General features: G+C 73.6%; 10 protein-coding genes. 5 read left to right on the top strand and 5 right to left on the bottom strand.

The window, feature by feature from the left end; translation table 11 throughout:
* Positions 1-59: 59 nt before the first annotated feature.
* Positions 60-290 carry a DUF3107 domain-containing protein gene (locus ACGFIB_RS27035; protein ID WP_142571354.1) on the top strand — a complete coding sequence of 77 codons (231 nt, stop codon included), beginning with the start codon at positions 60-62 and terminating at the stop codon, positions 288-290.
* A 434-nt stretch (positions 291-724) separates the two neighbouring features.
* Here the strand turns inward: ACGFIB_RS27035 and ACGFIB_RS27030 are convergent, their stop codons facing one another.
* Positions 725-1,384, bottom strand: coding sequence for a ferritin-like fold-containing protein (locus ACGFIB_RS27030; RefSeq protein WP_357250117.1), 660 nt, complete (start codon positions 1,382-1,384; stop codon positions 725-727).
* 441 nt (positions 1,385-1,825) lie between these two features.
* Between ACGFIB_RS27030 and ACGFIB_RS27025 the strand changes: the two genes are divergently transcribed.
* From ACGFIB_RS27025 to ACGFIB_RS27015, 3 genes are all read left to right on the top strand, one after another.
* Positions 1,826-3,814: a DEAD/DEAH box helicase gene (locus tag ACGFIB_RS27025; RefSeq protein WP_393375911.1), complete on the top strand. Its 1,989-nt coding sequence runs from the start codon at positions 1,826-1,828 to the stop codon at positions 3,812-3,814.
* A gap of 304 nt (positions 3,815-4,118) precedes the next feature.
* On the top strand, positions 4,119-5,003 hold the full coding sequence (locus ACGFIB_RS27020; protein ID WP_142571351.1) for an alpha/beta fold hydrolase: 885 nt from the start codon (positions 4,119-4,121) through the stop codon (positions 5,001-5,003).
* 10 nt (positions 5,004-5,013) lie between these two features.
* Entirely contained in the window at positions 5,014-5,925 is a 912-nt protein-coding gene (locus ACGFIB_RS27015) for an oxygenase MpaB family protein (protein WP_393375907.1), read from the top strand.
* Here ACGFIB_RS27015 and ACGFIB_RS27010 read toward each other — a convergent pair.
* The 3 genes from ACGFIB_RS27010 to ACGFIB_RS27000 are packed head-to-tail and all read right to left on the bottom strand — an operon-like array spanning position 5,876 to position 8,258.
* Positions 5,876-6,856: a RecB family exonuclease gene (locus ACGFIB_RS27010; protein ID WP_393375904.1), complete on the bottom strand. Its 981-nt coding sequence runs from the start codon at positions 6,854-6,856 to the stop codon at positions 5,876-5,878. The two genes, ACGFIB_RS27015 and ACGFIB_RS27010, sit on opposite strands and share 50 nt — an antisense overlap.
* Before the next feature lie 4 nt (positions 6,857-6,860).
* Positions 6,861-7,571 carry an MBL fold metallo-hydrolase gene (locus tag ACGFIB_RS27005; RefSeq protein ID WP_142571348.1) on the bottom strand — a complete coding sequence of 237 codons (711 nt, stop codon included), beginning with the start codon at positions 7,569-7,571 and terminating at the stop codon, positions 6,861-6,863.
* 42 nt (positions 7,572-7,613) lie between these two features.
* The gene (locus ACGFIB_RS27000; RefSeq protein WP_142571347.1) at positions 7,614-8,258 is read right to left on the bottom strand and encodes a DUF6758 family protein; all 645 of its coding nucleotides are present in this window, start codon (positions 8,256-8,258) and stop codon (positions 7,614-7,616) included.
* Positions 8,259-8,330: 72 nt separating this feature from the next.
* Here ACGFIB_RS27000 and ACGFIB_RS26995 point away from each other — a divergent pair, with 72 nt between their 5' ends.
* On the top strand, positions 8,331-8,738 hold the full coding sequence (locus ACGFIB_RS26995; RefSeq protein WP_393375901.1) for an NUDIX hydrolase: 408 nt from the start codon (positions 8,331-8,333) through the stop codon (positions 8,736-8,738).
* On the opposite strand, the gene ACGFIB_RS26990 is transcribed toward ACGFIB_RS26995, so the two are convergent.
* The gene (locus ACGFIB_RS26990) at positions 8,725-12,126 is read right to left on the bottom strand and encodes a hypothetical protein (RefSeq protein WP_393375898.1); all 3,402 of its coding nucleotides are present in this window, start codon (positions 12,124-12,126) and stop codon (positions 8,725-8,727) included. The genes ACGFIB_RS26995 and ACGFIB_RS26990 overlap by 14 nt on opposite strands.
* Positions 12,127-12,214: the final 88 nt, after the last annotated feature.

Below are 12,214 nucleotides of genomic sequence, written 5' to 3'. Positions count from 1 at the left end.
GACCGCGCCCCGAGGCGACGACGATGGACAGGGAACAGCCCTCCTGAAAGGGGAGCCCGATGGAAATAAAGATCGGCGTGCAGTCGGTGCACCGTGAGCTTGTCGTGGAGACCGACCTGTCGGCCGAGCAGATCGAGGAGGAACTCCGCAAGGCGCTCGCCTCCACCAAGGGCGTCTTCTCACTCACCGACACCAAGGGCCGCCGAGTGGTCGTCCCCGTGGACTCGCTCGGCTTCGTCGAGATCGGCGAGGACGAGTCGCGCCCCGTAGGTTTCGGCGGCACGCTCTAGCGCGCCTCCGCGACCGCGCCGGCTTGCCGGCGGCGCGCGCCCACCACGCGCGCCGCCCCGGCGGCTGACCGTGATCGGCGCGGGGTCAGGTGCGTCCGTACCCGCATCCGCGGGGGCGGCGGGTCAGATCCGCGTGATGGGGATCCCGCCTCCCGCTGATCGTCGGACAGCCCGCGCTTCCTCTCCGCAATACCGCACGCGGAGTCCAGGTGTTCGGCCTGCATCTCGTCAAGGAACTGCCGTAGCGGCGCGAGGCCCTCATGCTCGCACCGTACATCCGTTTGGCACGTGCGCGACCCATGAACGCCGCACCGGCCGGCGCCCGGGGCGGGCTCCCGGCCCGCCCGATCACCGCCGCTTCGGGATTCGGCCAGGTCAGCGGGGATCGCGGGCGCGAGGCGCCGCATCGACGACCCCGCCCCAAGCCGTGAAGATCACGGGCCGGGCGTGAGGCCGAGGGCGGCCATCCGCTTGCCGTGCTCCTCGGTCAGCCGGGCGAACATCCGCCCGATCTCCGCCAGGTTCTCGCCCTCCTCGCCCACCAGCAGGGCGGCGAGCTGCGGCCGGACGGCGGCGAGCCGCTGCCCCTGGCTCAGCGCCTCGCCGACCATGCGGCGCGCCCACAGGGCGAGACGGCCGCACAGCCGCGGGTCGGCGTCCAGCGCGGCGCGCACCCGCTCCACCGCGAACTCCGCACGGCTCTCGCCGGCCAGCACCTCGTCCACCAGGGCGCTGATCGAGGCAGTGGTGTTGCGCGCCGCCTCGCGGTAGAAGTCGCCCGCGATCCCCACGCCGACATAGGCCTTGATGAGCGCCTCGTACCAGTCCTTCGGCCTGGTCTGGGCGTGCCAGGCGTCGATCGCCTCCACGAAGGGGGCCATCGCCTCCTCCGGATCGACGCCGAGCGAGGCCAGCCGGTCCCGCAGCACCCGGAAGTGCCCGTATTCGGCGGCGGCCACGTCCCCGAGGGCGGCCCTGTCGTTCAGCGTCGGAGCCAGCAGGGCGGCGTCCTCGGCCAGCCGGAGGAAGGCGGTGAGCTCGGCGTACGCGAGGACACCGAGCAGGTCCACAGTGCCGGGAGAGGAATCACTCATGGGTGCAGCGTACGGCTCCCGCGCCGCCCCGCCGATGCCGCGCGCGCCACCCGGTTCCCGGCGGTTTCCCCTCCGACACAGCAAGAGCTTTTAGCGAGAAGACGCAGAAATCGGTTCCGTGTTGTGGTATCGAGTAGACTGCTTCGTGGAAGTGCGACCGCACTGTGTCGATCACCACATCGATCCCTGTGTCGATCCGGGGCCAGCCCCGGACCCCCAGGAACCACTGGATGCAGCGGTCGCTGATTCACGACGAGGGCGCGACGTTCCGCGAGGACCCGAACCGGGAAGGCTCTGCCGGTCGGATGTCCCGGAGGGCCGCCTTCGCACTGATTGAGGCAGGCCACGCTGACAACGACGTTCCGAGACCTGGGAGTCATCCCGGAGATCGCCGATGCGCTCGAGACCGAGGGCATCACTTCACCATTCCCGATTCAGGAGATGGCGCTCCCGCTGGCGCTGGCCGGCCAGGACGTCATCGGACAGGCGCGCACGGGCACCGGCAAGACCTATGCCTTCGGCGTCGCCATGCTCCAGCTCGTCGGCAAACCGAGGAAGAACCGCAAGAAGCCCCGCGGTCTGGTCCTCGTGCCGACCCGCGAGCTGGCCCTCCAGGTGACCGAGGATCTGGTCCTCGCCGCCGGGAAGCTGGGTTCGCGCATCCTCACCGTGTACGGCGGGCGCGCGTACGAGCCGCAGATCGAGGCGCTCAAGAACGGCGTCGACGTGATCGTCGGAACGCCGGGACGACTGCTCGACCTGGTCAAGCAGAAGCACCTCGACCTCGGCCAGATCACCATGCTCGTCCTCGACGAGGCCGACCGCATGCTCGATCTCGGCTTCCTCCCGGACATCGAGCGGATCATCAAGCTGGTGCCCGAGGAACGGCAGACCATGCTGTTCTCCGCCACCATGCCCGGTGAGATCGTGAACCTGTCCCGCCGCTACCTCACCCGGCCGACCCGGGTCCGGGCGGAGAGCGGCACGGCCGACGCCGAGACGACCGCGCTGACGACGCAGCACGTCTACCGCACGCACCGCATGGACAAGATCGAGATCGTGGCCCGCCTCATGCAGAGCAAGGGCGCCGGGCTCACGATGGTCTTCTGCGAGACCAAGCGTGCCTGCGACATGGTCGCCGAGCAGCTCAAGGACAAGGGCTTCGCGGTGGCGGCCGTCCACGGCGATCTCGGCCAGGGCCAGCGCGAACAGGCGCTGCGGGCGTTCCGCAACGGCAAGATCAGCGTGCTGGTGGCGACCGACGTCGCGGCGCGCGGCATCGACATCGACGACGTCACCCACGTCGTCAACTACGACTGCCCGCAGGACGAGAAGACCTACGTCCACCGGATCGGCCGCACGGGCCGGGCGGGCCGTACGGGCGTCGCCGTGACCTTCGTCGAGTGGACCGAGCTGGCCCGCTGGAAGGTCATCAACAACGCCCTCTCGCTGGACTTCTCCGAGCCCGTCGAGACCTATTCGAGCTCCCCGCACCTGTACGCCGACCTCGACATCCCCGAGGGGACCAAGGGTGTGCTGCCGCGCGCCCAGCGCTCCCGGGCGGGCCTGGAGGCCGAGGAGATCGAGGACCTCGGGGAGACCGGGCGCACCCGCACCCGCGGCAAGTCCGGTCGCGGCGATCGGGAGGAGCGCCGGGAGGAGCGCCGTGAGCGCCCCGCCCGCACCCGCGAGCGGCGGCGGACCCGTGGGGGCCGCTTGGACGCCGAGGCGCCCTCGGAGCAGACCGAGGCGCCGGCTCCGCCGGAGGCCTCCGTGGAGGCTCCCGTGGAGGCCCCTGTGAAGGCTCCCGTCGAGACTCCTGCCGAGGTCGCTGTGGATGTCACCGTGGAGACCGCTGTGGAGACCGCCGTGGAGACCGTACCCGGGCGCCGTGGGCGCAGGGGCGCGAACGCGGCGGCCCTGACCGGCGCGCTGGCCGATGCCGGAGGGCCCGTACGGCCCGGCAAGGACGGCCCGACGGACGGCCCGGTTCACGGCCCGGCTGACGACGCGGACAAGCACGCCGAGGCGGGTGACGGGCCGGAGCCGGAGACGGCGGCGACCCGCAGGACCACCCGCCGCAGGACCCGTGCCGCCGACCCGGCGCCCGCGGTCGAGGCACAGGTGGAGGAGCGCCCGGCCCGGCGCCGCAGGACCCGCGCCGCCGACGCGGTCGACGCGGTCGACCAGGCACTACCGGTGGAGGAGCAGGCCGTGGAAGCGCCCGTGAGCGAGGTCGCCGACGAGCCCACCGAGTGGCCGGCCCCGCAGCCGGAGCCGGACCGGATCGTCCCGTCCAGTCCGTTCATGATCGTCTTCAGGTCTCCCGACCTCGCGACCGACGACGACGATCTCGCGCCGTCCGCCGCGAGCGAGCGTGCCCAGCAGCGGCGCCGTCCGACCCGGCCGCGTCCACGCCGTATGGGGTGACGGGCCGGCACAGGCCCGCTCGGCGATGAGCACCACGCAGGGGCAGGGAGGGGCACCGGGCAACCGGCGCTCTCCCTGCCCCCGTTCTTTGAGGGCCGCTTCGCCCCGCAGTGGGTATGACCTGGACAGGAGGCATGCGCAATGACCATCCGCAACCCTCGTAGTCCCTTCGGCAGTGTCGCCGGGATCTTTCCTGGGTATCGTGATGCCACGTGAGTGAGCGAGCCTTCAGCAGACGGTCCAGGACGTGGGGCCGGTCCGACCCATCGGTCCCCCGGATCCGGGGTGAGGTGGAGGAGGCCTCGTGAGCACGCCACGGTTCCTGACCCTTCCTCCGGGTGTCAGTAGTGAGCAGATCGAGACGCCGCTGGGCTCGTTCGCGGCCCTCGAAGCGCTTCCGGTCAGCGGTGTCCCCGAGCGCTGGCCCGCCCTTCTCGTCCCCGGTTTCACGGGGTCGAAGGAGGACTTCATCGCCGTGCTGCAGACGCTCGCCCAGGCCGGCCGCAGGGTGATCGCGGTCGACATGCGCGGGCAGTTCGAGACGCCGGGCCCGGACGATCCGTCGGCGTACTCGTGCGCGGCCCTCGGCGCGGACATCGGCGCGATCGCCGCGGCGGTCGGCCAGGGTGAGCCCGTCCACCTGCTGGGACACTCGTTCGGCGGCCTGGTCGCCCGGGAGACGGCGCTGAACGGCGCCTCCAAGCTCGCCTCGCTCACGCTCATGAGCTCGGGGCCCGCGGGCATCGTCGGGCCGCGGGAGCGGATGGGCCGGGTCATGCTGGCCGAGCTTCCGGAATACGGCCTCGACTACATGTGGTCGAACCGGATGGAGCCCGACGCGCTGGCGGCGGGCGTCCCCGACGACATCGTCGCGTTCCTGCGCAAGCGGCTGCTCGCCAACCACCCCACCGGTCTCGTGTCGATGGCACACGAGGTCCTGGGCGCTCCCGACCGCTGCGCGGAGCTGGCCGGGTGCGGGCTCGACCTCCTGGTCCTGTACGGCGAGCACGACGACGGCTGGCCGCCGCTGCTGCAGGCCGAGATGGCCCGCAGGCTCGACGCGGAGTGCGTCGTGGTGCCCGGGGCGCTCCACTCGCCGGCCGTCGAGGCCCCCGAGACCACCGCGGCGGCCCTGACCCGGTTCTGGAACGCGGCGGAGAGCCGGCTGCTCCAGCACCAGCACGGGTGACCGGGTCGCCATGCCCACGACAGGCGGCCTGACCGCCCAGCCTCCGGAGTCCATGACGTGGCTGGTCCACGTCGACCGGACCATGTGGGTGGGCGGCGTACGCGGCCTGATGCTGCAGGCCCTGCATCCGCTGGCGATGCGGGGCGTGTGGCAGAACTCCAACTTCCGGGAGGACCCCTTCGGCCGGCTCCGCCGCACGGCGGACTTCGTGGGCCGGGTGACGTACGGCAGCCCCGCGGAGGCCGAGGAGATCGGCAGGCGGGTGCGCGCGATCCACCGGGCCCTGCGCATCCGCGACCCCGACACGGGCCGGACCCACCGGGTGGACGAACCCGAGCTGCTGCTGTGGGTCCACTGCGCGGAGGTGATGTCCTACCTGGAGGTCGTCCGCCGCGCGGGCGTCCCGATCAGCGACCGGCAGGCCGACCAGTACCTCGCGGAGCAGCGGCGCAGCGCCACGTACGTCGGGCTCCACCCCGACGACGTGCCCGGCTCGGTCGGCGAGATGAACGACTACTTCGCCCGGATGCGGCCGGCCCTGCGGGTCATCCCCGAGTCGGCCGCCGCCGTGCGGTTCCTGCTCTGGCCGCGCCTGCCGGAGACCATGCGCGTGCTGTCCCCGGCCAAGCCGGTCTACTTCCCGTTCGGCGCGCTGTGCTACTACACGCTGCCGGACTGGGCCCGCCGCCTGTACGGCACGCTTCCCGAGGTGCCCCAGATCGCGGTTACGGCGGCGCTGCGGGCCTTCCGCCTGACCATGAACACGATTCCCGACTTCATGCACCAGCAGGTGCTTGACGAGGGCACCAGAGCGATGCTGCAGGCCTCGCGCGAACGCCTGGGCTCCGCTGGATACGACGTCGGCAAGGGCCTCAGGGCGCTGGTCGATCCTCGCCGCCGTCCCGGCCCTGCGCCGGGCTGAGGCCGGAAGAGCCGGGCGTCTCGGCCAGGCCGTCCCACGGGAGCCGGTCGGGCGAGACCGCCCGTCCCTCGGGGCAGTGGCGGCGGAAGTCGCACCAGGAGCAGATGGGGCCCGGTTCCGGCGGGAACAGCCGGTCGATCTCGGGCGGCACCTCGGGCGCCCCCGCGCCGGCTTCCCGTCTCGGCGCCGGAACGGCGCCCTTGGCACGGCCCGCCCCCGCGGTCCCGGCCCATTCGCGGTAGGAGTCGTCGGCGCCGGCCGCCTCCGTCGCGATGTCCTCGGCCCGGCTCAGGTGCCGGGCGAGCGACTCGTCGGTGTGCTCCCACTCCGCGACCGTCCCGGTGGGCAGGTGGTGCAGCTCCACCCGGTGGCAGGCCCTGCGCATCATGCGGGACGAGGCGATCGCGTAGACGGCCAGCGCGATCGACGAACGGGCGTCGTCGGAGCCCGGCGGGCGGCGGCCGGTCTTGTAGTCGACCACGACCAGCTCGTCACCGCGCCGGTCGAGCCGGTCCACCCGGCCCGAGACGGCGATGACCGACGTACGCGTGGCGACCGTGCGCTCGACGCCCACCGGCTCGTCACCGGGATCGAGCGTGGCGACGTAGGCGGAGACCATCTCGCGGGCCCGGTCCCGCCACGCGGCCGACTGCTCCTCGTCCTTGAACCCCTCGCGGATCCAGCCGTTGGTGAGCAGCACGGCCGCCATGACCGGCGTACGCCGGTCGTACGGCTCCCGCCACCACGCGGCCAGCGCGTTGTGGACGGAGGCCCCCACGCTGCTGTGCGCCCACGGGGGCCCCTTCTGCGGAGCGGGCCGGTCGAGATAGGTGAAGCGGTAGCGACGCCGGCAGTCGAGCCAGCTGTTCAGGCGCGACGGAGTGCACGTGTAGAGCCGCCTCGGCATGCCGTCGAGGCCGAGCTGCTCCACGGCGCTACTCGTCGAGGTTCAGCTTGATGCCGGACGCCCCGGTGCCGTCCACGAGGGGCGGCTCCGACTCGGCCTCCTGGGCGCCGGTCAGCGACCCCGACAGCCAGCGGTCGAACTCCGGCTCCAGGTCGCCGATCCTGCCCTCCTCGCCGTGCGCGGGCAGCACCCTCGTCTCGTGCGGCAGCGTGAACAGCCTCTCGCCGATCGAGGTGAGCTGGTCGGCGAGCGCGGGATACTCCCCGCCGAGCTTGCCGGGGCCGTCCATGAGCAGGGTCTTGCCGGTGAAGACCGCGCCGAGGCCCTCGCAGTAGAGCGAGACGCCGCCCGGCGTGACACCCGGCGTGGAGAGCACCTCCAGCTCGACGTCGGCCACGGAGAACAGCCCCTCGTCCTCCATGTCGATGTCGGGCCAGGTCTCCTCCCAGGTCTGCCGCCACAGGCGCTTGTCCTTGACGTGGACCGCGATCGCGGCCTCGTCCCTGGCCGCCACCTCGATCGCGGCGCCCACGTGGTCGGGCAGGCCGTGGGTGCAGATGACGGCGAGGACCTCGCGCTCGCCGACCTTCTCCAGGATCTTGTCGGCGTCCCGCGCCGGGTCGATGACGATCACCTCGTCGTCGTCACCCACGATCCAGGTGTTGTTCTCGACCTTGTGCTCGTCGCCTTCGATGTCCACCAGGCCCGAGCTCACCACTCGTTCGATGCGCGCTGTCACGGCTCAGAACCTTACTATCCCTCGCGCTTCGGACCCGCCGTACTAGACATCCCCGTCGAGGCGCGGCGAGAAGGCCCCGAAGGGCAGGTCGAGCGCCTGGTCCTGGTCGCGCAGGTCACGCAGCGACAGGTGGGCCAGCGCGATGAAGCACCCGGCCTCGACCGGCCAGGCGACCGTCCACAACCAGTTGCCGAGAGCCTCGCCCACGTAGACGGCCCGGTCTCCCGGCACCGCCCGCCCCGCGCACCACAGCGCCGTCGGATGGCCGCGTGCGTCGATCTTGGCGTGCGGCGGCCCGGCGTCGAAGCCCGCCCCCGGGTCCGGGCCCGGCAGCCCGGCGTACGCGGCGCCGAGACCGATGCCGGGCTCCTCTGCGATGAGCAGCATGTCGGCGGGACCGTGGGTGACCGACGGGCCGGCGAGGGCGACGACGCTCGCCCTCGTGCCGCTGCGCTCGTCACCCACCTCGCCGAAGCCCGTCACCAGCCATCCGGAGGGCAGCGGCCACGGGAGCCAGACAGGCACCCTGGCCGCCTCGCACAGAGCCTCCAGAGCGGCCAGAGAGGGCCGCCGGGGAGGCTGGAAGGGCAGGACATCCCCGTGGGCGGCGCATCGCCAGGAACTCGACCAGACGTTCGGTTCGTGTAGCGACCCGAAGCACCGCGGACATGTTGGCGCGGTTCTCACAAATATTCACGGTGCTTCCGTGACGTCCGTACGTCAAGAGCCTGCCCGTTATCTAGTCGTAATCTTGGTGATGTGCGGTGCATCCGATGTGTGGGCGCGATCATCACCGACGCCGAGGGGCGTCTGCTGCTCGTGCGGCGGGGCCGCCCTCCCGGCGAGGGGCTGTGGTCGCTGCCCGGCGGCAGAGTCGAGCCCGGCGAGACCGACGAGCAGGCGCTGCGCCGCGAACTGCGCGAGGAGACCGGCCTCGACGTCACCGTCGTGCGGCTCGCCGGGACCGTGCTGCGGCCCGCCCCCGGCGGCGCGACCTTCGAGATCCACGACTACGTGGCGACCGCCTCGGGCGTACCGGTCGCCGGCGACGACGCGGCCGACGCCCGCTGGTGCGCGCCGTCCGACCTCCTGCGGCTCCCGCTGACCGACGGCCTCGCCGACGTCCTCGCCGAATGGGGGGTCGTCTCCGGGATCATCGCTCCGTGACGGTGCTGCGCCAAATCGTCAAATGATCGTCAGTGGCGGCGTATCCGGCGTCGGAGCCGGTCGACCTGCCGATGGCCACGACCCGGTCGCCGGAGACCGCCACCGCCCCGAGCCACTGCGTCCCCTGGCCGCCGAGGCCGTCCTGGGTGAGCGTCTGGCGCGACCACTCCACCCCGTCCTCGGACACCCAGGCGGCGCTGTCGGCCTCGCCGCCCTCCGCGGGCGACCGGTGCGACCCGACGGCGACCAGTCCCCGCCCGGTCGCGGTCAGGTCGAGGACCGAGGCGGCGGCATCGGCGGGCAGCGTGCCGTACTCCCAGCTCGCGCCGTCGTCGGTGGACACCGCGGAGAACGGGCGGGGACCGTCCTCGGTCATCGCGGTGCCGGCGACCACCACGCCCGCCTCGGTCGCGACCACGTGGCGCAGCCCGGCCGAGGTGGTGTCCGGCGGCAGGACCCGGCCGCGTGCGTTCCAGTTGAGCCCGTCGGTGGAGACCCAGACCACCCCCGTCTCCCGATCCGCGGTGCCCGACCCGCCGACCGCCACGAACCCCTCGGACGTCGCCGTGACGTCGTGGATGCGCACCCCCGCCCCTCCGGCCGGCATGCTGCCCGGGGCGGAACGGGTGAACCGCTTGAGGCCGGGGCTGAACCACAGGGCGGGCAGCGTCCCCGTGGCGGACCTGTCCTCCCCCGCCAGGACGTAGCCCTTCGGCCCGGCGGCCACCACCGCGGGCGCGAGCAGGAAGTGGCCCGCGGGCACCTCGATCGCGGGACCGGGCCGCCAGCTCTTCCCGTCGGCCGAGGTGACCAGCAGCGGGCGGGTCACCGCCGGGTCGGTCGTCGTGCTGCCGACGGCGAGCCATCCCCTGGGGCCGTGCACCACGCCGCTGAGCGCCTGGCGTCCCGGTCCGCCCAGCAGGTCGGGGAACGCCGCGTCCTCCCAGTTGGCCCCGTTGTTGCCGCTCGTCCAGATCGCGGCGTCGCCGTTGGCCGCGCCCACGGCCACGAACGTGCCACCGGAGGCGGCGACGTCGGCGGTGTCCCTGGCCAGCCGGTTGAGCCCGGCGATGTCCTTGAGCGGCACGGTGTGCGCCGCCTCGCCCTTCCCGGCCGTGATCAGCACAGGAAGGTTCTCCACGTCGCCGGGCCCGCGCTTGTCGCCGCCCGCCACGAGGACGCCGGCGTCGGTGACGGCCAGCCCGCGCAGCGTCCCCGGGATCGCGCCGAGGTCGGCGCTCCTGGTCCACTCGCGCCCGTCCTGGCTGGTGTAGACGGCGTACCGTTCCCACTCCGACTCGGCCACCGCCGCGACGCCCGCCGCAGAGGCGGCCAGGCCGCGCACGCCCGTCCCCTCCGCGCCGAGCGGCCCTATCGTGCCGCACTGCGTCCAGTCGGCGCCCTCCGGCGAGCAGTAGACCCGGACCTCGCCGCCGTCCGACTTCTGCCGGGTGGGCACCAGCACGAAGCCCTTCTTCGTCACGGCCAGCGCGCCGGGCTCCGCCCGCACGTCCGCCAGGGCCGCGGCCGTGCGCAGCCAGGTGCGGCCGCCGTCGTCGGAGCGCAGGACGACCGAGATGGACTCGCCCGACCCCGGATCGGCGAGCGCCACCACCCGGTCGCCCCTGGCGGCCACCGCCCGCATCGCCCTGACCTTGTCGGGGGTGCCGATCTGGTCGGTGTCCACCCTCGTCCAGCCGACGCCGTCGGGCGACACCCAGGCGACCGGGCCCGCCGTGCCGTCCCGCAGGGTCGTGGCGCCCACGGCGAGGAAGCCGGTCGCGGTCCGCGCCACGTCGGTGATCCTGTCCTGGCTCCAGAACGCGGTCAGCCGGGCGGGGTCCACCGCGGTCCAGGACCGGCCGTCGGAGGAGACCCACATGCCACGGGCGGCCGGGCCCGCGGAGCCAGGCGCGTCGGTGCCGACGGCGAGCCAGCGGCCGTCGCCGCCCGCGACCCTGCCGACCGCCCCGGGCGCGGACTCGTACCCGGGGGCGTCGGCGACCCGGCCCGTCTGCCAGTGCGCACCGCCGTCGGCGGACACGAGGAACAGCGGCCGGGCGAGCGGGCTCGTCGTGTCGCTGCCCGCCGCCACCACCGTCGCGCCCGCCGCGGCGAACGCGGTGAGCACCTGGCTGGAGCCGTTGCCCGGCAGCCCGGGCGCCGAGAACGCCGCGTCGCCCGACTGGCCGTCTCCGGCGGCGAGGCGCAGCCCGGTCGTCGACGGGCCGCCGGCCCACCTGACGACGGCCACGCCCAGCACGGCGGCCGCGACGAGGACCACGGCGATCACCGCCGGGGCGACCATCCGGGGCAGGCGCGGATGGAACCGGCGGACCGGCAGCACCCGCCTGTGGCGGCGTCCGCCGCTCCCCCGGGGCGGGCCGACGGCCACGAGCGCGTCGGGACGGGCCGGGCGGCCCCCCGGCGGACGCCCGATGCGCTCGACCGGCTCGACCGGCTCGACCGGCGGGTCGTCGTGCTCGGGCTCGACCGGGATCTCGGGGCTCATGCGGATGCCGGAGAGCTCTTCCAGCCCGTGACGGGAGGCGGGCTCGGGCGGCATGTGCGCCCACGCGTTCTCCCCCCGCTCGCCGGGGTCGTGCTGATCGGGGTTGTGCTCACGCAACGGTCCCGATGCGGGGGTGACGATCTCGGGGGCGCCGGGCCCGTCCGGGTTCTCACGGGGGATCTGGGCACGCCGCCGCCGTGGCGGGCCCGAGGCGACCAGCTTGTCCGGCCGGTTCACGATCCGGCGGCGCCGGCCCTCCTCCGGGGCTGTGGGCTCCTGCGCCGCCTCCCCCGACGACCTGGCACCCTCGCCATGCCAGGTCGTGGGGGCGCCGGCCCGGCCGGGCGGGCCGGGCGGGCCGGTCGCGCCGGCGTCGCCGGGCTCGCCGGGATCCTCGGGATCTCGCCCGCCGGAGCGGCTGTGACGGGGTTCCCCTGTTCCGGACGGCCCTGTTCCGGACGGCCCTGTTCCGGACGGTCCCGCTGCGTACGGCGCCGCGTAGGGCTTACGGCCGATCCTGGGCCCGCGGTCGCGCCGTGCTTGCGATTCCGGCCCGTCGCCCGCGTCCGTTCCGGGACGCGGGGCCCAGATGTCGCCGCGTAAGTCCCGGCCGGATAAGTCCCGGCCGGATAAGTCCGCGTCGCCGATCGTGCGGTGCGGCCGGGTGTCCTCGTCGTCCCCCGGCGCTGTGTCGTCCGGCCCCGTGTCGTCCGGTGCCGTGTCGTCCGGTGCCGCGTCCTCGGGAATCGGGGCCGCGAACGGAGGCATCGCCCACGGGGACGGGCCTGGCGGCCGGTGGTGCAGCTCCGGCGGGGGCACGGAGGAGGGTTCGCCGGCGTCGCGCCGGCGGTCACGGTCGTGGGGGCCTGAGACCACGCTCAGTACCTCCTCCCGGAGAGGTCAATCCGGACCGTTCCACCTGTCGTACGGCAAAGCGATCACAGTGATACCCCATCACGAATCC

This window comes from Microbispora bryophytorum, assembly GCF_043197435.1.
Lineage (GTDB): Bacteria > Actinomycetota > Actinomycetes > Streptosporangiales > Streptosporangiaceae > Microbispora > Microbispora bryophytorum.
The sequence above is the reverse complement of the archived record's forward strand: the minus strand, read 5'-3'. Positions and strand labels throughout refer to the sequence as shown.